At 39.5% G+C, this 21,641-nt stretch carries 23 protein-coding genes; 4 read left to right on the top strand and 19 right to left on the bottom strand.

Annotation, left to right across the window (positions count from 1 at the left end):
- Window positions 1-254: 254 nt before the first annotated feature.
- On the bottom strand, window positions 255-731 hold the full coding sequence (locus tag H562_RS0105035) for a SixA phosphatase family protein (RefSeq protein ID WP_027376506.1): 477 nt from the start codon (window positions 729-731) through the stop codon (window positions 255-257).
- Window positions 732-842: 111 nt separating this feature from the next.
- On the opposite strand from H562_RS0105035, the gene ruvX reads away from it, so the two are divergent.
- From ruvX to mazG, 4 genes are all read left to right on the top strand, one after another.
- A complete protein-coding gene (gene ruvX, locus H562_RS0105030; protein WP_027376505.1) occupies window positions 843-1,259 on the top strand; it encodes a Holliday junction resolvase RuvX in 417 nt (138 codons plus the stop codon).
- Window positions 1,256-1,828, top strand: a complete 573-nt coding sequence (gene def, locus H562_RS0105025) for a peptide deformylase (protein ID WP_027376504.1) — start codon at window positions 1,256-1,258, stop codon at window positions 1,826-1,828. The genes ruvX and def overlap by 4 nt, the downstream gene beginning before the upstream one ends.
- Window positions 1,829-1,880: 52 nt before the next feature.
- Window positions 1,881-2,435: a DUF5606 family protein gene (locus H562_RS0105020; protein WP_027376503.1), complete on the top strand. Its 555-nt coding sequence runs from the start codon at window positions 1,881-1,883 to the stop codon at window positions 2,433-2,435.
- A 98-nt stretch (window positions 2,436-2,533) separates the two neighbouring features.
- Window positions 2,534-3,301 (top strand): nucleoside triphosphate pyrophosphohydrolase, encoded by a 768-nt coding sequence (gene mazG / locus H562_RS0105015; protein WP_027376502.1) that lies wholly within the window; start codon window positions 2,534-2,536, stop codon window positions 3,299-3,301.
- Window positions 3,302-3,337: 36 nt separating this feature from the next.
- Here mazG and H562_RS0105010 read toward each other — a convergent pair whose 3' ends face one another.
- The 18 genes from H562_RS0105010 to H562_RS0104920 form a co-directional block, all read right to left on the bottom strand.
- Window positions 3,338-3,832: a hypothetical protein gene (locus H562_RS0105010; protein WP_027376501.1), complete on the bottom strand. Its 495-nt coding sequence runs from the start codon at window positions 3,830-3,832 to the stop codon at window positions 3,338-3,340.
- Entirely contained in the window at window positions 3,829-4,200 is a 372-nt protein-coding gene (locus tag H562_RS0105005) for a hypothetical protein (RefSeq protein ID WP_027376500.1), read from the bottom strand. Before H562_RS0105005 ends, H562_RS0105010 begins: the two co-directional genes overlap by 4 nt.
- A gap of 89 nt (window positions 4,201-4,289) precedes the next feature.
- Window positions 4,290-5,414 carry an ABC transporter permease gene (locus tag H562_RS0105000; protein WP_034690681.1) on the bottom strand — a complete coding sequence of 375 codons (1,125 nt, stop codon included), beginning with the start codon at window positions 5,412-5,414 and terminating at the stop codon, window positions 4,290-4,292.
- Between the two features lie 309 nt (window positions 5,415-5,723).
- On the bottom strand, window positions 5,724-6,824 hold the full coding sequence (locus H562_RS0104990) for an ABC transporter permease (protein WP_027376498.1): 1,101 nt from the start codon (window positions 6,822-6,824) through the stop codon (window positions 5,724-5,726).
- Window positions 6,825-7,072: 248 nt separating this feature from the next.
- Window positions 7,073-7,825, bottom strand: a complete 753-nt coding sequence (locus H562_RS0104985) for an ABC transporter ATP-binding protein (protein ID WP_027376497.1) — start codon at window positions 7,823-7,825, stop codon at window positions 7,073-7,075.
- Window positions 7,822-8,751 carry an ABC transporter ATP-binding protein gene (locus H562_RS0104980; RefSeq protein WP_027376496.1) on the bottom strand — a complete coding sequence of 310 codons (930 nt, stop codon included), beginning with the start codon at window positions 8,749-8,751 and terminating at the stop codon, window positions 7,822-7,824. Before H562_RS0104980 ends, H562_RS0104985 begins: the two co-directional genes overlap by 4 nt.
- 33 nt (window positions 8,752-8,784) lie before the next feature.
- The gene (locus H562_RS0104975) at window positions 8,785-9,756 is read right to left on the bottom strand and encodes an HlyD family secretion protein (RefSeq protein ID WP_027376495.1); all 972 of its coding nucleotides are present in this window, start codon (window positions 9,754-9,756) and stop codon (window positions 8,785-8,787) included.
- Between the two features lie 78 nt (window positions 9,757-9,834).
- Window positions 9,835-11,082, bottom strand: a complete 1,248-nt coding sequence (locus H562_RS0104970) for a TolC family protein (protein WP_027376494.1) — start codon at window positions 11,080-11,082, stop codon at window positions 9,835-9,837.
- Window positions 11,083-11,261: 179 nt separating this feature from the next.
- Window positions 11,262-11,858 carry a TetR/AcrR family transcriptional regulator gene (locus tag H562_RS0104965; protein WP_027376493.1) on the bottom strand — a complete coding sequence of 199 codons (597 nt, stop codon included), beginning with the start codon at window positions 11,856-11,858 and terminating at the stop codon, window positions 11,262-11,264.
- Between the two features lie 134 nt (window positions 11,859-11,992).
- Window positions 11,993-13,372, bottom strand: a complete 1,380-nt coding sequence (locus H562_RS0104960; protein ID WP_027376492.1) for an NADH-quinone oxidoreductase subunit N — start codon at window positions 13,370-13,372, stop codon at window positions 11,993-11,995.
- Window positions 13,373-13,454: 82 nt separating this feature from the next.
- A complete protein-coding gene (locus tag H562_RS0104955) occupies window positions 13,455-14,948 on the bottom strand; it encodes a complex I subunit 4 family protein (protein ID WP_034690677.1) in 1,494 nt (497 codons plus the stop codon).
- Window positions 14,949-14,951: 3 nt separating this feature from the next.
- Window positions 14,952-16,847 (bottom strand): NADH-quinone oxidoreductase subunit L, encoded by a 1,896-nt coding sequence (nuoL, locus tag H562_RS0104950; RefSeq protein ID WP_027376490.1) that lies wholly within the window; start codon window positions 16,845-16,847, stop codon window positions 14,952-14,954.
- Between the two features lie 7 nt (window positions 16,848-16,854).
- Window positions 16,855-17,184, bottom strand: a complete 330-nt coding sequence (gene nuoK, locus H562_RS0104945; protein WP_027376489.1) for an NADH-quinone oxidoreductase subunit NuoK — start codon at window positions 17,182-17,184, stop codon at window positions 16,855-16,857.
- Between the two features lie 4 nt (window positions 17,185-17,188).
- Window positions 17,189-17,683, bottom strand: a complete 495-nt coding sequence (locus H562_RS0104940) for an NADH-quinone oxidoreductase subunit J family protein (RefSeq protein WP_027376488.1) — start codon at window positions 17,681-17,683, stop codon at window positions 17,189-17,191.
- Window positions 17,684-18,241, bottom strand: a complete 558-nt coding sequence (locus H562_RS0104935) for a NuoI/complex I 23 kDa subunit family protein (RefSeq protein ID WP_027376487.1) — start codon at window positions 18,239-18,241, stop codon at window positions 17,684-17,686. It abuts the gene before it with no gap.
- A gap of 257 nt (window positions 18,242-18,498) precedes the next feature.
- A complete protein-coding gene (gene nuoH, locus H562_RS0104930) occupies window positions 18,499-19,572 on the bottom strand; it encodes an NADH-quinone oxidoreductase subunit NuoH (RefSeq protein ID WP_027376486.1) in 1,074 nt (357 codons plus the stop codon).
- A 31-nt stretch (window positions 19,573-19,603) separates the two neighbouring features.
- A complete protein-coding gene (locus H562_RS14680) occupies window positions 19,604-20,641 on the bottom strand; it encodes a 2Fe-2S iron-sulfur cluster-binding protein (protein ID WP_034690674.1) in 1,038 nt (345 codons plus the stop codon).
- Window positions 20,642-20,745: 104 nt separating this feature from the next.
- Window positions 20,746-21,612 carry a hypothetical protein gene (locus H562_RS0104920; protein ID WP_027376485.1) on the bottom strand — a complete coding sequence of 289 codons (867 nt, stop codon included), beginning with the start codon at window positions 21,610-21,612 and terminating at the stop codon, window positions 20,746-20,748.
- Window positions 21,613-21,641: the final 29 nt, after the last annotated feature.

Raw genomic sequence — 21,641 nt, 5'->3', positions numbered from 1 at the left:
AAGCATTTTTCAATATTAATGGCCTTCCTTATTTCTGGGAAGGTTTTTTTTATCATGCCGAACTAATAAGAATTGTAGATTCATATTTACATTTTGGGTGGAATGTTCAAGATTTTTTGAAGCCAAAAAAGTCCTGTTAAACATTTGCCGAGAGTTTTGGCAAAGATCTTCCGCAACAGTCTTTTAACTTACTTATTATATTAAATGATTGCGAGTCAGGCAGATATTGTTTTGCTGTTCTTCTTGAAAAAAAATCAGATTTTTTTTGGTTCGTAAAAGGCGAGCAATTTCTTTTCAGCGTTTTCGAAATCAGACCAGGCCTCGCAACCTATCTGAAATACAGCCACGCCGCAAGTCGGGAAAATAATTATATCTTCCGACATCGAATTCGCGAAATTTGAAATTCCGATATTGTGCGAAAACAGCGCTGCACTTTCAACCTGCTCCTCCAAATCAAAAATGGCCGACTCAAAATGTGCTTCTGTAGGATTATAAAGTTTCTGGTTGGTTTCGGCATTCAATCCAAATACCTCACCGAAAATTTCCGCGGTAGTGCGTGCGCGCAACGCAGGACTTGTAACAAGTTTACCGATTCTTATATTTTTACTCTTGAGAAAATTTGCCATCTTCTGAGCATCGTGTAAGCCTTTGTCTGCCAGCGGTCTGTCGAAATCTGCCGTATCTTCGGGCCAGTCGCTTTTGGCGTGCCGAACAAGTATAAGTGTCTTCATGCAGGGAAGTTTTTGAACAAATAAAAGTAGACATAATTTTGCCAGGAATACCAAGAAAAATCTCAAAAAGTATAAAATTCAGTTCCCTAATTTTTCTTAAATTTGCAGACTATGGGTCAAATTCTCGCCGTGGATTACGGAAAAGCGCGTTGCGGTATTGCGGCAACCGATGACTTCCAGATTGTCGCGAGCGGTCTGCCCACCGTGGAGACGAAAAATATTTTTGTTTTTTTTAAAAAATATATCGCCGAAAATAATGTTGATGGAATAGTAATCGGCCTTCCCACGGACCTGAAAGGGAACCTCTCGGAGGTCGAAAAAGATATTGTGAAATTTATTGAGAAATTCCGCATTGAATTTCCGGCAATCGAGATCCATCGGTTTGATGAGCGTTTCACCTCGAAAATGGCGTCTTTTTTTATTTCACAAAGTGGAAAAACAAAGAAAAAACGCGAAGAAAAAGGACTAATCGATAAAGTAAGCGCTACGCTTATTTTGCAGAATTTTTTAGAACAAAAACAGAAATGATATTACCAATACGTGCATTTGGCGACGCTGTTTTACGCAAGCAATGCCATGACGTGCAGAAAGATGAACCGGGATTACAGGAACTCATCAGCAATATGTTTGAAACAATGGAGTCTGCACACGGCATAGGACTCGCCGCACCACAGATCGGCATGGACATCCGACTTTTCGTGGTAGACCTTTCGCCTCTCGCAGAAGACGAAGATTACGAGGATATCGCCGATGAACTCCGGACTTTTAAAAAAGTTTTCATTAATGCAAAGATGCTGGAGGAAACCGGCGAAGAATGGAAATTTAATGAAGGCTGCCTCTCAATTCCCGATGTACGCGAAGATGTAAAACGCCGCGAAACCATCACCATTGAATATTTCGATGAAAATTTCGAGAAGCATACCGATACTTTTTCAGATATGCGCGCCCGTGTCATTCAACACGAGTACGACCATATTGAAGGAATACTTTTTACAGACCATCTTAGCTCGCTGAAGAAGAAACTTGTAAAAGGTAAACTTCAGAAAATTACTCACGGTGAGGTTTCCGTGACTTACAAAATGCGGTTTCCAAAATAATTACGCGAAAAAACTTCGGTAAAAAAACAATTAAATCAAAAAAACTTAGAATATGCAGTTAGAAAAAATAATTTCGATCTCGGGAAAACCGGGTCTCTACAAATTAATTTCACAGTTGAAAAACGGTTTCATCATCGAAGATGTTTTAACCAAAAAGAAAATGAGCATCGGCAATTCATCGCAGGTAAGCTTGCTCGATAATATCGCCATGTTTACGTTCGACAGAGAAGTTCCCTTGTTTGAAGTTTTTGAAAATGTGGCTAAAAACAGTGATTATAAGGAGACAATTTCTCACAAATCCACTGATGCCGAACTGCGCGAATTTATGGCAGCCTCACTGAGTGATTACGATCACGACCGCGTATATGTTTCCGATATCAAGAAACTGGCGCAGTGGTATAATATTCTGCACAAAGCGGGTTACATTACCCCTGAAAGTTTTGTAAAAACAGAAACTGAAGCCGGTGAGGAGAAAACTGAACTAACAGATAAGATCGAAACCAAAAAAGCTGCACCGAAAACTGAAAAAACTGCGGCACCAAAAGCAAAAGCGTCAACTTCATCTGCTAAAGGAGCGCCGAAAAGTACGCATAGAAAAATGGGATAATTTCCCTGATTTTTTAAATATAACCTTGTCAAATGCAAAATGTTGACAAGGTTTTTTATTTAAGTAAATTTACAGCTATCAACTATCAACTATTTAAAATGAATTCCAGATCAGAACAACTAGAAGCTTTCGGCAGATTACTCGATATTATGGACGATCTGCGGGAAAAATGTCCGTGGGATCAAAAGCAGACGTTGCAGACTTTGCGGCATTTAACTTTGGAAGAAGTTTATGAACTTTCTGATGCTTTGCTTCAAGAGGATTTAGAGGAGATCAAAAAAGAATTAGGCGACGTTTTACTGCATCTGGTTTTCTATGCGAAAATTGGCTCTGAAAAAGGAAGTTTCGATATTGGAGATGTCATCAACTCTTTAAATGAAAAATTGATTTTCCGCCATCCGCATATTTATGGTGATGTTGAAGTGAATGATGAGGAAGAAGTGAAGCAAAACTGGGAAAAACTAAAATTAAAAGAAGGCAACAAATCCGTTCTTTCCGGTGTCACAAAAGGAACTCCAAGTTTGATTAAAGCCTTTAGAATTCAGGATAAAGTAAAAGGAATCGGTTTTGAATTTGCCAATGCAGAAGATGCCTGGAAAAAAGTGGACGAAGAATTAGCAGAATTTCACGCGGAAACTGATTTGGAAAAAAAAGAGCAGGAATTAGGTGATGTTTTCTTCTCACTTGTCAATTATGCCCGAATTTCCGGTATCAATCCCGATTCGGCTTTAGAAAAAACAAATAATAAATTCATTGCCAGATTTCAAAAAATGGAAAATCTGGCGTTGGAAAAAAATCTCAATCTGGCAGATTTATCTTTAGCAGAAATGGATGAACTTTGGGAAGATGCGAAGAAAAACGAATAAACCTCCAGATTTCTCCGAAGGTTTATTTTGAGTTTATTAATTAAAATACTTATGGTATTCGTCCATCGACTCCTTAAGTTCGTGCACAGTTTCGTTGGCTTCTTCGCGGTTCGCGGATTTCTTCAAATGGTCGATGTGCTGCATGTGCGGCAAAAGCCAGGCGTGAAGTACATCGTGGGATTTACCGTTCATTGTACAGCTTTTCACAAGCTTATTATTGTTGTTCGTGAGAGCTGCTGCTAATTTCTGATAGTCACCTTTTTCTTTGTCGTAGGCATTAAGCAAGTTTTCACTTTCTGCGATATACGGTTTCATTTCCGGATTTACTGCCCATTTTTCTCCGTTATTCAGTTCAAGTCTTACACTTTCGTCATGATCGTCGGCTTTTTCGTGATCGTCGTGAGTTGCATGTTCGCCGGAAGCGGCCTGCTCTGTTTTATGACTTTCATGGGTTGCATTTTCTTCGTGTTTTTTCTCACAGGAAATTAAGGTTGCCAATCCTAAGATTGCGGATAAAATAATCTTTTTCATTTTTTTAAAATTTTTATAGTTATGAATAGAAGTATTGCGGTAATTGCAGTGCGGAAAGCCATTGCTCCAATGGTTTTTGCTTCATATAATCCACCGTTATTAATGTGAATAAATAATCCGATATAATCGAGAATTAAAATTATTAAGGAGATCATTAAGGGAAATTTTGCCCAGGTTTGATTTCGCGAAATTCCGAATGCTGCAATCAAATAAAGAATTCCGCAAACCCAGTTTGCCCAAACAACAAACGGAACAAAATTGCCTTCTTTTGCCCGGATTCCGAACCAGTCGAACAAAACGGAACTGCTCATAAATAAAGTAACTCCACCGAAAAGCAAGAGAAAAATTACAAGTATTATTTTTTTCATAAATAATGAATTTTAATTGTTTTTTTTAAAAATCTAAAATCTAAAATCTAACGTCTAACTTTTAACTTCCAACTTCCAACTTCCAACATCTAATTCGTCTTTCTATATCTCAAAACCGCCCAGGAAATCGCTACGGTTCCCAATCCGATGATAAATCCAAATTGCGGTAACAAATCTCGGAAACCACTATTTTTCAGCATGATAAGACGAATTCCGTCCACACCATAAGTTACGGGATTTACGTACGCAATATATTTTGCCCAATCTGCCATACTTTCTATCGGGGTGAAAAGTCCACTCATGAGAACGAAGATCATCATAAAAAAGAAAACCATAAACATAGCCTGTTGCTGAGTTTCGCTATAAACAGAAGCCAAAAGTCCCATTCCTAAGATTGTGATAAGATACACGGAAATAAATCCATAAAGCAGCAGAAAACTTCCCTGCATCTGGATTTTGTAAACAAAAATGGTCACCAAAAGTCCGATGGTAAAAGCGATCATTGCCAAAATCCAGAACGGAATAAGTTTTCCTAAAATAAAATCTCTTTTCTTGATCGGCGAAACATTGATCTGTTCGATGGTGCCGATTTCTTTTTCCTGAACAATGTTTAAAGCTGCTAAATATCCACTGATCAAAGTCACGAGAAACGCCAGAATTCCCGGAACCAAGGATAGTCGGTAATTGTAATTTTTATTAAACCAAAACGTCGGCACAATTTCTAAGCCCGAAATTTTTTTCGCAGATTCTAATTCCGGAGACATTTCCAATTGAACCTGTTGATTATAATTCTGTAAAATCTGACCAAGATAACTCGCAGAAAGTCCGGCTTTTGTTCCGTTGATGGCATTGATGGCGACGAGAACTTTTTCGTTGTTTTCGCGCACCAGATCTTTTTCAAAATTATTGGGGATTTCCAAGATCAGATCGGCTTTATCTTTCTCAATTTCTGCGTAAGCTTTGTTATAACTTTCCCCATAATTGATGATTTTAAAATATCCTGAAGCCGTAATTTTCCGAATGAGTTCGCGGGATTCAGTCGATTTGTCATGATCCACGACGGCAATTTTGATGTCCTTTATTTCGTAGTTTGCCGCCAAAGGGAGAATAACCAGTTGAATTACAGGCATGATAAAAATAATGGCCAGAATTGATTTGTTCCTGAATATTTGCAGGAATTCTTTTTTGATCAATATGAAAAGTGTTCTGAACATTATTTTTCTTAATTTTTTAAACGCAAAGTCCGCAAAGTTTTTTTTCTATAATGCTGCTTTTTTTCTGCTTTTAAGTTCGCAAAGGCGCTCTGCTTAGCAAAGGGGAAATTTAAATTTCTTTTATTTTAATCTTACTTTTTATATGATAAAAAATCTGCAGCCCGACTTGAACGGAGCTCTTTTTTTCTGGTGGCTGAGCGGAGCCGAAGCTACCAGAAAAAAAAGCGGGAGTGGAAGGCGGAAATGTCTGCCCAAAAAATCCGGTCTATTATCTCTTATCTATCAGCGAAGCGGTCTGTTATTTTTTTTCTATTCCAATCTTATTTTAAATTTTTTCACTGCAACCAGGAACAGGAAAATCATCATACCAAAAAGGACGAGAACATGTTTCCAGACAACTTCTAAGCCGGTTCCTTTGATCATTATATTTTTTACGATTTCGTAATACCATTTTGCGGGAATTACGTTTCCGACGATTTGTAAAGGAATGGGCATATTTTCTACAGGGAACATAAAACCACTCAACATTAAGGTTGGAAGCATGGTTCCGATGAGTGAAATTAACATTGCGGTTTGTTGCGTATTGGTGAGAATTGAAATGATAATGCCAATCAAAAAATTGGTGATGATGAAAATAATGCTGATTCCGAAGAGTAAAAATAAATTTCCTTTGATGGGTAAATTGAGAACGGTGACGCTTAAAATGAGGATGGAAATTAAAATGATCATCGATAAAATGAAGTACGGAATTGCCTTGGCTAAAATAATAATGTAGGGTTTCATGGGAGAAACGAGCAATATTTCCATCGTTCCGGATTCTTTTTCGCGAACAATTGCAATGGCAGTCATCAAAACGCAAATAATTAAAAGGATAAATGCCATAACGCCGGGAACGAAATTCGGAGCACCTTTTAGTTGCGGATTGTAGAGCATTCGGATTTCCGGTTGAACTCCGGAATTTGGAGAAAATGTTTTTTGCCCATAAAAATCCATGATAATATTCGACATAAAATTATAGATCTGATTCGCCAGATTAAGGTCAGTTCCGTCGGTGATTAATTGGAGTTGTGCTTTTTTTCCACTGATGATATCCTGGGAAAACTGCGCTGGAATGACGAGAATCATTTTTATTTTTCCGCCTTTGAAAGCGTCTTCGGCTTCGTCAGTTGATCTCAAATTTTTGTCAATACCGAAATATTGATTTGCATTAATTTTTGAAATCAGTTCAATGGAATTCTGGGATTTATCCTGATTTAAAATAGCAATTTTTGTATTTTTAACTTCCGTGCTTAATGCAAAGCCAAAGAGCAAAATCTGCACAACCGGCATTCCCAAAAGAATTAGCAAAGTCCTTCTGTCACGCAAAACATGCCAGAATTCTTTTTTCACAAAAGTGAGAAGTTGCTTCATTTATTTTAATAATTAATCATAAATTAGTTTAAATTAATATTCGATCTAGATTTTTTTTACCGCAAAAAGTTTCCAAAAGCATTCTTATTAATTAGCAAATCAAAAGTTTGCAAGAGGTGTAAAGTAGGTGAGTTTTATTTTTTGAAACTTTTGATTTACTATTTATTTGTATTTATCTTTTGCTTCTTTTGCGATTTAAATAATCTGTATTTCCATCCATCTATCATCTATCATCTATTATCTATCATCTATTCTGACCTTTTCGCTCCTCTCGCTAATTCATAAAAAACCTCGTCCATATTTTTCGCGTTGAATTGTTTTTTCAGAGTTGATGGCGTGTCTAAAGCTGCAATTTTTCCATCAACCATTATGGAAACGCGGTCGCAATATTCGGCTTCATCCATATAATGGGTCGTGACAAAAATGGTGATTCCGCGGTCAGAAGCGTCGTAAATCATATTCCAAAATTGTCGGCGCGTTACAGGATCAACTCCTCCGGTTGGCTCGTCAAGAAACACAATTTCGGGTTCGTGGAAAATAGCGACAGAAAAAGCAAGTTTCTGTTTCCACCCCAATGGAAGTTCCGAAACCAATTTGTTTTTTTCATTTTCCAGACCGAGTTTTTTGATGAGCGCATCCCGTTTTATTTTTAAGTCTTTTCTGGGGATTCCGTAGATTCCACCGAAGAAATCCAGGTTTTCTTTCACGGTTAAATTGTTGTACAAAGAAAATTTCTGACTCATATAGCCAATATTTTTTTTGATCTTTTCTGTTTCTTTATAGACATCAAAACCTGCAACAGTCGCAGTTCCGGAAGTTGGAATTGAAAGTCCGCTGAACATTCTCATCGCGGTCGTTTTTCCGGCACCATTTGCACCGAGGAAACCGAATATTTCTCCTTTTTTCACTTCAAAAGTAATATTGTCAACCGCAATGAAATCTCCAAAAATTTTGGTGATATTTTCTGCTTTAATGGCGATATTTTGATTTTCTGAATTCATAAATGATGAGATAATAAACGGATAAAACTATCTTCAATGCTGGCTTTTATCGGATTGATCTCGATATTTTCAAATCCTTCTTTTTCTAAATATTTTACAACCTTTTGCTCTGAAAAATTTTCATTTTTGTCAATGGTTAAATGCACAAATTCTCCATAAGCGTAAACATTTTTCTTTAGGTCGAATTTTTCTAAAGCTTTTAAAACGCTGGAAGTTTTACCTGCTTTCACTTCAAATAGAGCATCCGGATAAGAATTGCTGATGTTTTCCGGCGTATCAATGGAGAGAATTTTTCCATTTTGCATTAAGGCAATTCGGTCGCACAAAGCCGCTTCATCCATATACGGAGTTGCGACTACCATTGTGATTCCCTGCAATTTTAAACGCTGCAACATTTCCCAGAATTCTTTTCGGGAAACCGGATCAACTCCGGTTGTGGGTTCATCGAGAAATAAAACTTTAGGTTTGTGAATTAAGGCGCAACACAAAGCGAGTTTTTGTTTCATTCCGCCTGATAATTTCCCGGCTCTGCGGTTTTTAAAAGGTTCAATTTGAATATAAATATCTTTGATTAATTCATAGTTTTCAGCAATCGTCGTATTAAAAACGCTCGCGAAAAATTCCAGATTTTCTTCAATTGTTAAATCCTGATAAAGAGAAAATTTTCCCGGCATATATCCCAAAATTTTCCTGATTTCTTTATAATCTTTCACCATATCAAAATTCTCAATGGATGCTGAACCGGAATCGGGTAGAATAACCGTGGTCAACATTCTGAAGATGGAAGTTTTTCCAGCGCCATCCGGACCGATCAATCCGAAGATTTCGCCATGATTCACCTCAAAACTCACGTGATCAACAGCAAGAACTTTTTCGTTTTTCTTACCGTAAGTTTTGGTGAGATTTTGAACGATTATTGAATTCATTTTTTTCAGTTGAGAGTTGGCAGTTTCAGAAAATTAAAATTTTACGTCGCCGTACATTCCGATTTTGAGGTAACCATCATTTTTGACGTGAATTTTTACCGCATAAACAAGATTTGCTCTTTCGTTTTTTGTTTGAATGGTTTTTGGCGTGAATTCGGCTTTTGAGCTGATCCAGTAAATTGTTCCGGAAAGTTCTTTGGTTTTTCCTTCAGCAGAATCGATGAGCACTTTTACCTGTTGACCAATTTTTATTTGTGGCAATTGATCTCCTGTCACAAACGATTTTAAAGTCATCAAATCTAAATTTGCCATTTTGAAGATGGGTTTTCCAACAACTGCAAATTCGCCCTGATTTAGATATTTCGTCAAAACCATTCCGGAAATTGGACTTTCAATCATGTTGTTTTTCAACTGTTCATCGATTTGAGCCACCTTTTTTTCGGTTGGTTTTCTTTCACTTAAAATTGCGCGGTTTTGAATGGAAACATTTTCTTTGGCTGTTGAAATCTGTTGTTGCAAAACCTTCAGCTGACTTTGTGCCGCAGAAATTTGTTTTTGAATGACTTTGATTTGTCCATTTGCATCGTCGAGTTGTTTTTTAGTTGCAGCATCTTTTTCTACTAAATTCGCTGTTCTGTTTCGTTCTCTTATTGCATTTTGAAGTTGTTCCTGAAGAACACCAACATTTGCGGATTGTCCCGAAATCTGGGATTGCAAAACCTGAATTTGAGGCAGCGCAGAATTTGTTTTTTGGTCGATGGCATCAATACTTGCGACGATCTGATCTTTTTGTAATTCTATGCTTTTCGAATCAATTTCGCCAACTTTTTCATTAATTTTTAAAATCTGACCTTCTTCGACATTAAGATTCAAAATGGTTCCATTTGCTTTCGCCGTCACCAAGATCTCTTCGGCTTCAAAAGTTCCGGACGCATCGTAGTTATTATGTGAATTGTCGCAGGAAGCAAGGGAAAATATGATTGCAAGTAAAATATATTTTTTCATCGGAAGTTTTTATTTAAATCTTTTTATCTAATTTTCAAATACTCAAATACTCAAACACTCAAATACTTAAATACTGAATCACTGATTAAGCTGCGCTTTCAGATTATATTGCGTTAACAAGTACTGAATTTCGTGCGTGATTTTTTGATTTTTTGCGCGGTCAAGTTCATTCACGTCGCGCAGATAATCATTCGTCGTAATAACGCCGTTTTCCAATTGTGCTAAAGATGCTTTTTTAATACTTTCTCTTAATATCACAAGTTCATCATCTTTCGCAATTAATTGCTGGATTTTATCGAGATCATTATTATTTTGAATGGTCTGAAACTGCTGATTAAAAAGGAAGTTTTCCTTTTGAACGTCAATTTCCTGCTGTTGAGCTTCTACCAAAGCCAAATCATTTATCTTAGTATAAAATCCAGAAATTGGAATATTTAAACGCAAACCGCCGATGTAAAAAACATCAAATTCATTTTTCAACATATTAAAACCCGGTTTTCCGTAACCACCTTGGAAGAATGCTCCGAATTTTGGCAGATTTTTCGAGTTAATATTCGATTTTTGCTGGTCCAAACTAAGTTTTTGTAATTCGAAAAGTTTCAGTTCAGCGCGTTTGTTTTCGTCTTGAATGAGAATTTTTTCCGGTTTTAAAAGTATCGTGTTTACGTCTAAATTTTTATTAATGAAAAGAGAAAGCATTTGTAAGAAACTTTTTTTCATCGATTCCAGTTCCAATTGTTTTTGATCAATATTGACCAATTGTGCTTTTAAAACATCTACGTTACTTCTATAGATAACGCCGTTTTCCAGTTGTGCTTCTGCTTTTTTAAGTCCGTTTGTGATATCAGATTTGGTCAGTTCTGTTTGTTGAAGTTGTTCGTTAGTTTGTAGAATTCCGAAATAAATTTGGTTTATTCTCAATTCCAGTTGATCGGTTTCGACTTCGGTTTTTTGTAATTCAATCTCAGAATTTAGGGTTGCCATTTTTTTCTGATTCGAGATCATTCCGCCATCGTAAATATTTTGCTGAACATCTGCATAGACTTTATATTGGTCTTTGCTCAAAGGTTCAATCGTCATATTGGGAAGTGAAAGTGGGAACTGGATGACGTCATTTTGATAGGTAGCTTGACCAATAATCTGAATTTGTGGAAGCCAACCTTTCGCGGCATTTTGAAGATTGTACTCTTTAGTTTTCGAAATAAGTTCATGCCTTTTGATAAGCGGATAATTCTGTTTCGCCAAACCGTAACATTCCTCTAAAGTCAATGTTTGAGCATTACCAGAGAAGAAGAGGAGAAGAAGTAAGTATTTTAAAGTTTTCATTGTTGGTTAGAGGTTAGAAATCAGACGTGAGACAGGAGACGTGAGACAGGAGACGTGAGACATGAGACGTGAGACATGAGATATGAGATATGAGACATGAGAAATCAAACGTCTGCTTTATATATTTTACATTGTACATGGGACATTTGTACATTTTACTAAAGAATACCGCTTTACAGCTAATTATTTAACATCATTTTGATCCACATGGGAACCATGGTTTTTCTTTCTTCTACGAATTTTTGAAATTCAGCATCAGTCATCAAATCAAAAGATTGCAGAATCGGTTTTCCAACAAATGGAAAAACCGTCATGCTTAAAAAGTTGATAAGGAAATGAAAAGGGTTCACTTCTGGTTTTCTGTCCTTAATCTGTTGCATGAGGAATGAATTGTTCAAAACTTTATCAAAGGGTAGAAGTGATTTCACGTCGGAGGTTTTCTTCTGAATTTCACTTAAAACGAAAATTGGAAGGTTTGGATTCTTGGTTAAAATGTCAAAGTATTTGACGCTCGCTAAATCAATCTTTTCTTCTAAAGAAGTTTCCTCATTCGTCACGATTGGAATGATTTGTCCGAAAAGTAAAACGATTTTGACTTTCATCACCTGTTCAAACAGTTTTTCTTTTGTTCGAAAATAGTAGTTTAAAAGTGCCAGATTAATTCCGGCTTCTTCTGCAATATCCCGCGTTCGTGTGCCGGAAAAGCCTTTCTCTGTAAAAACTTTGGATGCGGCGAGTAAAATTTTGTCTTCGGTGGAAATTTCTTCAGTATTCATGCTTTAAATTCTTAAGTAAAGTTAAGATTAATTTTTTGATTTAAACAAATGAATTAATCAAATGATTAATCTTTAATAATAAAAAAAACGCAAATCGAAAGAAATGCGCTTTTTAATATATCTAAAAAAGGTAATTACAATCCAAACTGTTTCGCAAACAGGTCAGGGAAAACACCCAGTACGACCAGAGCAAATATGATGAAAACTGCTATAATATTATAAGTCAAACTTACTTTTTCGAGCGATTTGAAACTGCTTTCTTTCGGGAAAAACATGATCATAATGAGCCGTAAGTAATAAGCGATCGACAGCGCGGAACCCAAAACTGCAATCAAAACAAGAAATGGAGATGCGGTAATTGCCTGTGCGAATATCCCGAATTTCCCCATAAAACCTGCAGTTAGCGGAATCCCAGCCATTGAAAGCATAGAAAGTGCCGCTGCCACCGCAAGTATTGGTTCAGAATGAGCAAGTCCGCGGAAGGCGCTATAAGAAGTTTCACGTTTCAGCTTCTCAACCCAGATCAGACACATCATCACGCCGACCGTCGCAAGCGAATAAGCGAAAAGATAGAATGCGAGGTTGTACGATGATAAACTGTTCATGCCGTAAAAAATCAGTCCCAGATAACCAACATGTGAGACAGAAGAATAGGCGAGCATCCGCTTGGCATTGCTCTGGGCCAGACCCATTGCATTTGCAAGGAATAAAGTGATGATGATAAGAACGCCCAATATATTGATCCACGCTCCTGTAATGCCAATAAAACCAACCGTCATGATCTTGAAGAAACCGAAGAATGCAGCGATTTTAACCACCGACATCATGAATGCGGTAATTAAAGAGGGCGAACCCTGATATACATCCGGGCTCCACATGTGGAATGGTGCGAGAGAAACTTTAAATGCAAGCGCTACCAGAATTAAAACCGCGCCCATGGTAACCATGAGATTTTTTGGATTTTCAACAGAGAACGTATGGATCTTATACAGGTCGAAAGTACTTGAACTGCCGTAAACCAAAGCAATCCCAAACAACAGGAATCCTGTGGCAAAGGCACCCATTAGGAAATATTTAATGGAAGCTTCATTGGAACGCAGATCAGACTTGCTCGAACCCGCCAAAACGTAGAGCGGAATCGAAAGTATTTCAATTCCTAAGAAAAGCGTCACTAAATTCTGGAAACCAAAAAGCACAAAAGCACCACAAAGCGAGAAGAGCATCAGCGCATAAAGTTCCGACTGATGGCTACGGTGATTGCTGAAGGCAAAACCTCCCAGAAAGAAGATCAGCAATGTTACCACAATAGAAATCTTGGTGAACAGCGCGGCATTTGCACCGTATTCGTACATACTAAGGTATTGGTTAAAGAAAGCGTTTTCCGGCAGAAAACTTACATAAAACGCGATGATGAGTCCCAGAATACCGATGTATCTTGAATATTTTCCTTTCTCGAAAACGCCGGCAAACAAAGCGGCAACTGCGGTAAGGAATATGATGATTAAAACGCTCATTGAGTTTGAATTTGAATTTTATTTAGCAGACTTCAGGATTTAGCTTCAGTCTTCAAGTCTTTATTGTTTACGTACAGATTTCTTAGTTCACCATAGAAGTGAAAATAAATTTCAGCGAACTGTCGACCATATCCAGAATCGGCTGCGGAAATATACCAAGCAGGATTACAAATACTGCCAAACTTGCCATCACTGAAAATTCTACCGGACTGAGGTCGCCCGCTGACGCCAGGATCTGCTCATCGCCTTCACCGAACATGGCTTTGCCGTAAAAACGGAAAAGGTAAACTGATGAAAATATCATGGTTGTTCCGGCAACAATTGCCGCAAAAATACTGTAATCGAAAATGGATTTGATCAGTATAAACTCACCGATAAAACCGTTGGTAAGCGGCAGCGCGATCGAGCCCAATAAAACCACCATAAAAAGAACTGCAAATTTCGGAGCTACTTTTGCAAGTCCGCCCATTTTCCGGATATCACGGGTTTTGAATCTTTTGAATAAAATGTCAGCACAGTAGAAGAGACCGACTACGTTGATACCGTGGGCAAATGTCTGCACCAGCGCACCCTGTCCGCCTTCTATCATTAAGGTTCCCTGCATGGTTAAAATCGCCGACGCCATAATCCCCGCTGTCATTAAGCCAACGTGTGATAATGATGAATAGGCGATGATGCGTTTAGAGTCATTTTGAATGATCGCGATGAGCGCTCCGTGTACGATCCCAATAATGGCGAGGACCAGAACGATCTTTCCGGAAATCCCCAGAACTGCATCCGGTGTAACGGGCAACAAGTAGCGCAGTAAACCATAGATCGCCATTTTCAGCATAATACCGGAAAGCAGCATGGAACCCTGTGTTGGCGAATATGTATACGTGTCGGGCTGCCAGGAGTGAAACGGGAAGATCGGCAGCTTCACCGCAAATGCGAAGAAAATAAACCAGAAAACAACCGTTTGCTGCGACAGATTCAGGTCTGCATTATAAAGGTCTGTTAAAGCGAAAGACGCAGAGTTCGTGTATACATAGATCAAACCGATCAGCATAAATAAAGAACCTACGAAGGTGTACACAAAGAACTTCGTGGTGAACTGAATTTTCTTGTTTTCCTGACCCCAGATACCGGCGATAAGCCAGATTGGGATAAGAGTTACTTCCCAGAAAACGTAGAATAATAAACCGTCTAAAGCTGTAAACACGCCAAGAAGACCAAACTGCATGAGCAGGATCAAACCGTAGAACGTATTTCTGTAGCCCGGCTTTTCATTAAAGGAAGATAGTATGATCAGCGGTGTTAATATATTCGTTAACAGTACCAGCAACATACTGAGTCCATCAATACCGAAATGAAGGTTACTTTTGATGTAGTTGGACCAGGGATAATTGATCTCGTACTGCAAAACCCCATCGACCGTAGGTTTGAAATCGAAGTCCGCCAACATGTAGAAGGTGAGGAACATTTGGGCAAACGCGAGTCCCAGCGCTAAATACTTACTTGCGGGATTTTTCCACGCGAATACCAATGCAGAACCTACAAGAGGTAACAGGAGTAATGTTAATAACAGGTATGACATTTACTATTGTAATAAAAAGTTAACAATTAAAATAATTCCGATCGCCAAAGACATGATGAGCACATAATTCTCAACATTACCATTCTGCAGGCGTTTTGCAGCCCGGCCGGAATCTTCGGCACCGGTTCCGATGAATTCTACGAATCTGTTCAGAACACCTTTATCGAACATATTTCCTCCTACACCAAGACCTTCCACAAACCGCACAAAAGTCGCGTTGTAAAGTTCATCCAGGAATAATTTTCTGTTGGAGAGGCGCTCCCAGCCACTGTATTTCTCGTCTGGCAAGGCCATTTTTTTCTTGTTTACATAAATGTTTTTTACAATAAACCAAACTGCGAAAAACATGAGTACAGTTAATGCGAGTAGAATCATTTCCGTAGTGAAGTTTACCTCCGGCAACTGTACGTCGTACACATAAATTGATTTCAGCCAGTCGCCTAATTTCGCATATGACCCATGACCGATAAAATGCGGCAGATTGATAAATCCTCCTATTACAGAGAATACCGCCAGCACCATCAGCGGAATGGTCATTGTTTTTGGACTTTCATGCAAATGATGTTTCTGTTCTTCGGTACCACGGAATTCACCATGAAAGGTCAGGTAGTATGCCCGGAACATATAAATCGCCGTCATGGCAGCAATTGCAAAAAGGATCAGCCAGATAAACGGACTTTTACCAAAAGCATTTGTAAGGATTTCATCTTTTGAGATCATACCGGAAAGGAAAGGGAAGCCTGATATGGCGAGTGTTCCGATAAGGAAAGTGATGTGCGTTACCGGTATTTTTTTCTTTAATCCACCCATCATCCGCATATCCTGTTCGCCACTCATTGCGTGAATCACAGAACCGGAACCTAAGAATAATAAAGCTTTAAAGAAGGCATGCGTCATTAAGTGAAACATTGCTGTGGTATAAGCACCAACCCCTACTGCAACGAACATAAAACCGAGTTGTGAAACAGTAGAGTAGGCAAGCACTTTTTTGATGTCGTTCTGGCGGAGACCGATAAAGGCTGCAACCAAAGCGGTCAGCAATCCGATGAACAGTATTCCGTCCATGGTTGTGGGAGCCAGTGAATACAGGAAGTTCGAACGAACCACTAAATAAATTCCGGCAGTTACCATCGTCGCAGCGTGGATCAATGCTGAAACCGGCGTTGGTCCGGCCATCGCGTCGGGCAACCAGGTAAATAACGGAATCTGGGCAGATTTACCCACAGCGCCAATAAATAAACTCGCAGTAATAAAGATGATGACCGGCGAGTCCAGCGCGAATTTCGAAGAATTCTGTGCTACAGACAGGTAATCGACAGCATTGGTTTGGTAAGCGATCATCAGGATTCCAATGATCATTCCAAGGTCACCGATTCTGTTCATGATGAAAGCTTTTCTTGCAGCCGCACCATATTCTTTGTTCTTATACCAGAAACCGATAAGCAAATAGGAACATAATCCTACACCTTCCCAACCGATGAACAGTATCAAATAATTGCTTCCCATCACCAAAAGCAACATCGAAAAAATAAACAGATTCAGGTAACTGAAGAATTTATAAAAACCTTCATCCTCGCTCATGTAGCCGATAGAATACAGGTGGATCAGAGAACCGATTCCCGTAATAATCATGATCATCATTAATGAAAGCTGGTCGATCTGAAATCCAAAATTGACCTGAATACCATTGATTCGAAACCATTCAAATGCACGTACAATCACGGGCTGCGATTCAGCATCAAATTTCAAAAATATGCTCAGGGCAATGCAGAACGAGACAAAAACCACGAGTGTTGTAATACTTCCGACCAGGATTTTAGGCAGTTTTTTTCCGAACAGTCCCGAAAACAAAAAGCCAAGTAAAGGTAAAAGTATGATAGCGTAAACTAAATTTTCCATGCTGTTCTTATCCTCTTAATTTATTAAAAATACTGATGTCGACAGATTTTGTGTTTCTGTACAACATTGCGATTATCGCCAGTCCTACAGCAACTTCTGCGGCAGCGACCACCATAATGAAGAACACGAGGATCTGCCCGTTTCCGTCGCCTTTGTAACTGGAGAACGCCGCCAGCAAAAGGTTAACAGAATTCAGCATCAGCTCTACGCATCCCAGAATGATAATGGCATTTTTGCGGATCAACACGCCCAGCACGCCCAGGCAAAACAATACCGAACTCAGAACTATAAAATATTCCAGCGGTACGGCCTGTACAAATGAATTTACTTCTCCCATAATCCTATAAATCTTTTTTACCGATTAAAACTGCACCAACGATCCCTGCTAAAATAAGGACCGATGCAAGTTCAAATGGCAGTACATATTCATTAAACAATAATCTCCCCAGGTTTTTTGTCAGACCCACGCCCGCATCTACATCCGCTGCAGCGGCTTCAACCTTAAATCCGCGGAAAGCTCCTAAAATCGCGATCAGCAGAAGTCCGGCAGAAAACACGCCCACAAACTTCATCAGGTTCTGTTTTTTACTTTCATCTGCTTTATTTAAATTAAGCATCATCAGAATATAAAGGAACAAAACCATGATCGCACCAGCGTACACAATGATCTGCACAATACCGAGGAACTGCGCATTAAGTAAAATATACAGACCTGCGATCGAAAACATGGTAACGATCAGCGCTAGAATAGAGTAAAGGGGATTCCTGGCAAACACGAAATAAAAAGCACTGGCAGTTGCGAGCGCCGCAACGGCGAAAAATAAAATCTGTTCCATTTATTTCATCATTTTTTTCTGCAGTTCGCTCTGTCTCTCAGAAACATCAATCCGCTCGTTTATTTTTTCCACGAGTTTGTCTTTACCATAGATAAAACTGCCGCGGTTTTCCTCCACATTTACAAGTCTGTCGGTCAGGTAAATCGCTGATTTCGGGCAGGCCTCCTCGCACATCCCGCAGAAAATGCAGCGCAACATATTGATTTCGTATACTTTTGCATATTTTTCTTCACGGTACAGGTCGCGTTCTTCCCTGGTGCGCTCACCGGCGGTCATGGTAATTGCTTCTGCCGGGCAGGCTACCGCACAGAGTCCGCAGGCGGTGCATCGCTCACGTCCCTCGTTATCGAGTTTCAATACATGCTGGCCTCGCCATATTTTTACACGGGGCCGCACTACTTCCGGATATTGGATCGTGGCTACACCGTTGCCAAAAACAGACTTTGCCGCGTGCGAGATCGTAATTTTCATCCCCTTCAAAATCGCCGGAATGTAAATACGCTCACCGAAAGTCATTTCTTTGTCGGAGACCACTTTTGATCTGTTAGTTAATTTCATCTGCTTTCTTTATCTTTTTATTCAGAAAAACGGTTATTAGATTCTGCCGGTCTTAAGCCAGTTTCAGTTTAAATATTCCGTATTCAGAAATATATTTTATATTTTTTAGGAGCAACACAGGTGTCGCTGTCTTTCAAATCTGTACCTGCTTTCACCTTTATCCCGATCCCGAATTTCGGGCCCGGGGATACCGGTTCAATCAGGGCTATAAGTTCATTTCCCGCTATCCCGAACTTAAGTTTCCGGTTCTTAGCCTGCTATCTTGTAAAATGTTCAAATGCCAAAATCACCGCACCCGTTGCCAAAAGATTTACCAGCGCAAGCGGAAGAAGCTTTTTCCAGCCCAGGTGCATCAGCTGATCATAACGGAATCTTGGCAAAGTCCATCGGATCCACATGAATACAAATATGCCGAAGAAAGATTTTGCAAGGAACGAGACTACAGAAAGAATTCCCGCCGCGTTTTCTCCCCAGTGCTGCGTAACCCAGTCGATTCCGGGATAATTATATCCACCGAAGAATAATACCACGATCAGCGCATTTGAAATAAACATATTTACGTACTCACCAAACATATACAAGCCAAGCTTCATGGAGGAATATTCGGTGTGATAACCGTTTACAAGTTCATTTTCACATTCCGCCAGATCAAATGGCGCTCTGTTACATTCTGCCAGGGCAGCAACAAAGAATATCAGAAACGCCAGTGGCTGATAAAAGATATTCCAGTTTAAGCCCGATACTTCCGGAATGATCCCCCAGATTTTACCGTGTGTCTGCTGCTCAACGATCAGTTTCAGGTCAAGCGATCCCGCCATCATAATGATCGAAATAATTGCAAGGCCCATCGCAAGTTCATAGGAGATCATCTGCGAACTTGCCCGGATTGCACCGATCAGCGAGAACTTGTTGTTGGAAGCCCAGCCACCGAGCATAATTCCATATACACCGATGGAAACCATTCCTACAAGATACAGCACACCGATATCGATGTTGGCCACCTGCAGATCAAATGAGGTACCGCCGATGTTCAGTGTTTTTCCCCACGGGATTACTGCTCCCGTAATAAGTGAAATGAACATCACCAATGAAGGTCCGATGATGAAGAGAAATTTCTCAGCATTGGCCGGTGTAAAATCTTCTTTGAAGAAAAACTTTCCACCGTCAGCTAATGGTTGCAGGATGCCAAGTGGTCCTGTTCGGTTTGGCCCGACTCTGTCCTGCATGATCGCTGCCACTTTTCTTTCTGCCCACGTAGAATACGCGGCTACGGTAAGTGCCAGCAGGAACAGGGACAGTACGAGGATAATTTTAAATGTTAATGGTTCCATTTTTATTGTAAAGATTTACGCTGCTCCAGCGTTACATTAATCTGAAATTAGTGTCAATTTTTATAGCGGATTCTACTTCATCCTTAGGACTCAGTTCTTTAGCGTCTGGATTGTCGAGTATACTCACCATATTTTCAGGCTTTTCATAATGATTCAGCGAGATCACCGAGTGGCGGTCAATATGCCGCGGTCCTTCGATATTCCAAAGTTTTACATCTTTCCGGTGGAAACGGCACTCGTTACAAATCCAGTCTTCGATCTCATCGTACTGATCTTTTCTTGCGGTTACACGTACTATTTCCTCACCTTTCATCCAAAGTACAGCTTTTCCGGAGCATTTCTCACATTTGCATGTTGCATTTGTAGGCTTGGTAAACCAGACTCTGCTTGCAAATCTTGAAGTTCTGTCTGTTAGAGCACCAACCGGACACACATCAATCACGTTTCCAATAAAATCATTTTCCAGCGCTTTGTTCAAATACGTAGAAATTTCTGCGCGTTCACCTCTGAAAAGAATTCCGTGCTCGCGGCCCTCTGTCAGCTGATTAGCGGCCAGAACGCATCTTGCACACAGAATGCATCTCGTCATGTGCAGTTTTATATACGGACCTATATCTTCCGGCTCAAAAGTTCTTCTTTCAAACTCGGTTCGGGTTCCTTCCAGACCATGTAAATAACCCAGATCCTGCAAATGACATTCACCGGCCTGATCACAGATCGGACAATCCAACGGATGGTTGATCAGCAGGAATTCGGTCACCGCTTTCCTGGCTTCCTGGGTTTTTTCGGAAGTCAGGTTTTTAACTTCCATTCCGTCCATCACACTGGTTCTGCAACTCGCTACCAATTTGGGCATCGGTCGTGTATCGGCATCTGAACCTTTTGAAACTTCTACCAAACAGGTTCTGCATCTTCCGCCACTGGATTCCAGCGGTTTGTAATAGCACATTGCCGGCGGTACAGATGGGCCGCCAATTTGTCTGGCAGCTTCCAGGATAGAAGTTCCGGGCGCCACTTCGGTGGTCTGCCCGTCGATTGTTATCTTGAATTTTTTAACTTCTTCGCTCATTTTTAAAGATTTTAGATTTTAGGTTATAGATTTTAAATAAAAACTCTACTGCTAAAAATCTTATCAACGCTATTCATTTTTAATAATCTAAAAGATTACTTTTCTTATTTCTTCGTATTAAAGGTATAACCAACACCTACAAGCACCTGACCGAACATAAAGTCCTGACTTGCCTTATCCGGTCTGTTATTTAAGGTCGTTTTAATATCCCACATATTGATGTAACCTGCTTTTGCCTCAAGTCTTGCCATAAAGTGATTCCAAAAAACCAAATTCAAACTTGTTCTTAAATCGGTTCCCATTCCGGCAACGTGAAAACGGTCACTTCTTTCGTTTCCAAACAATTTTACATTACTTTTCGGAAACATCACGCCGATTCCGCCGCCATAAGACCAGATAAGATCAATGTTTTTTCTGGTCATCAGGTTTTGATATTTTTCCAAACCTATATTTTCATAATTCAACCCGTCGGTGTGCTCGTACGTGAGAAAGTTCTCATCTGCCAGATTCACCTGCCCGTTCTGTACATAAGCAGCGTATTGTGGATCGCTGATATTTCCCGAAAAACCCACGGTTTGATCCTGATCCATTACATATTTCATGTGGTCGATCCCCAGGACTATCGCCAGATCATCCTTTAAAAAGTAACCGATCCTTACATCGTACTGCGCTACAGTAAACCAGGCCGGATCAAAATACACAATTCCAAAAGGCGTAGGTCTGTCGTGTGCAATTACATTGTCCAGCTGAAAGTCATAACCGTTACCTTTAAAATGGATATCCGATTTGCTGAACGCTCCTCTGTTCCATCCAAAAAAAACAAACATCTGTCCTTTTTTTGACAAAGGCATCACTTTTCCCGACGATTGTTCGACCAGGTTAGCGGCATTTCTGTCGGCATTTAGGTCCTGCGCCTGAGTGATCATTAAACCTGTAAACAGGAACACAAAAATTTGAAAGAACTTCTTCATTTATACTTAACGCTTAAGCGTTTCCTATC

It is taken from the genome of Kaistella palustris DSM 21579 (genome assembly GCF_000422265.1).
Lineage (GTDB): Bacteria > Bacteroidota > Bacteroidia > Flavobacteriales > Weeksellaceae > Kaistella > Kaistella palustris.
The sequence above is the reverse complement of the archived record's forward strand: the minus strand, read 5'-3'. Positions and strand labels throughout refer to the sequence as shown.

Bases quoted from the DNA above. Each gene is read 5' to 3' on its own strand.
- H562_RS0105035 (WP_027376506.1), bottom strand. From the start codon at position 731: ATGAAGACACTTATACTTGTTCGGCACGCCAAAAGCGACTGGCCCGAA.
- ruvX (WP_027376505.1), top strand. From the start codon at position 843: ATGGGTCAAATTCTCGCCGTGGATTACGGAAAAGCGCGTTGCGGTATT.
- def (WP_027376504.1), top strand. From the start codon at position 1,256: ATGATATTACCAATACGTGCATTTGGCGACGCTGTTTTACGCAAGCAA.
- H562_RS0105020 (WP_027376503.1), top strand. From the start codon at position 1,881: ATGCAGTTAGAAAAAATAATTTCGATCTCGGGAAAACCGGGTCTCTAC.
- mazG (WP_027376502.1), top strand. From the start codon at position 2,534: ATGAATTCCAGATCAGAACAACTAGAAGCTTTCGGCAGATTACTCGAT.
- H562_RS0105010 (WP_027376501.1), bottom strand. From the start codon at position 3,832: ATGAAAAAGATTATTTTATCCGCAATCTTAGGATTGGCAACCTTAATT.
- H562_RS0105005 (WP_027376500.1), bottom strand. From the start codon at position 4,200: ATGAAAAAAATAATACTTGTAATTTTTCTCTTGCTTTTCGGTGGAGTT.
- H562_RS0105000 (WP_034690681.1), bottom strand. From the start codon at position 5,414: ATGTTCAGAACACTTTTCATATTGATCAAAAAAGAATTCCTGCAAATA.
- H562_RS0104990 (WP_027376498.1), bottom strand. From the start codon at position 6,824: ATGAAGCAACTTCTCACTTTTGTGAAAAAAGAATTCTGGCATGTTTTG.
- H562_RS0104985 (WP_027376497.1), bottom strand. From the start codon at position 7,825: ATGAATTCAGAAAATCAAAATATCGCCATTAAAGCAGAAAATATCACC.
- H562_RS0104980 (WP_027376496.1), bottom strand. From the start codon at position 8,751: ATGAATTCAATAATCGTTCAAAATCTCACCAAAACTTACGGTAAGAAA.
- H562_RS0104975 (WP_027376495.1), bottom strand. From the start codon at position 9,756: ATGAAAAAATATATTTTACTTGCAATCATATTTTCCCTTGCTTCCTGC.
- H562_RS0104970 (WP_027376494.1), bottom strand. From the start codon at position 11,082: ATGAAAACTTTAAAATACTTACTTCTTCTCCTCTTCTTCTCTGGTAAT.
- H562_RS0104965 (WP_027376493.1), bottom strand. From the start codon at position 11,858: ATGAATACTGAAGAAATTTCCACCGAAGACAAAATTTTACTCGCCGCA.
- H562_RS0104960 (WP_027376492.1), bottom strand. From the start codon at position 13,372: ATGAGCGTTTTAATCATCATATTCCTTACCGCAGTTGCCGCTTTGTTT.
- H562_RS0104955 (WP_034690677.1), bottom strand. From the start codon at position 14,948: ATGTCATACCTGTTATTAACATTACTCCTGTTACCTCTTGTAGGTTCT.
- nuoL (WP_027376490.1), bottom strand. From the start codon at position 16,847: ATGGAAAATTTAGTTTACGCTATCATACTTTTACCTTTACTTGGCTTT.
- nuoK (WP_027376489.1), bottom strand. From the start codon at position 17,184: ATGGGAGAAGTAAATTCATTTGTACAGGCCGTACCGCTGGAATATTTT.
- H562_RS0104940 (WP_027376488.1), bottom strand. From the start codon at position 17,683: ATGGAACAGATTTTATTTTTCGCCGTTGCGGCGCTCGCAACTGCCAGT.
- H562_RS0104935 (WP_027376487.1), bottom strand. From the start codon at position 18,241: ATGAAATTAACTAACAGATCAAAAGTGGTCTCCGACAAAGAAATGACT.
- nuoH (WP_027376486.1), bottom strand. From the start codon at position 19,572: ATGGAACCATTAACATTTAAAATTATCCTCGTACTGTCCCTGTTCCTG.
- H562_RS14680 (WP_034690674.1), bottom strand. From the start codon at position 20,641: ATGAGCGAAGAAGTTAAAAAATTCAAGATAACAATCGACGGGCAGACC.
- H562_RS0104920 (WP_027376485.1), bottom strand. From the start codon at position 21,612: ATGAAGAAGTTCTTTCAAATTTTTGTGTTCCTGTTTACAGGTTTAATG.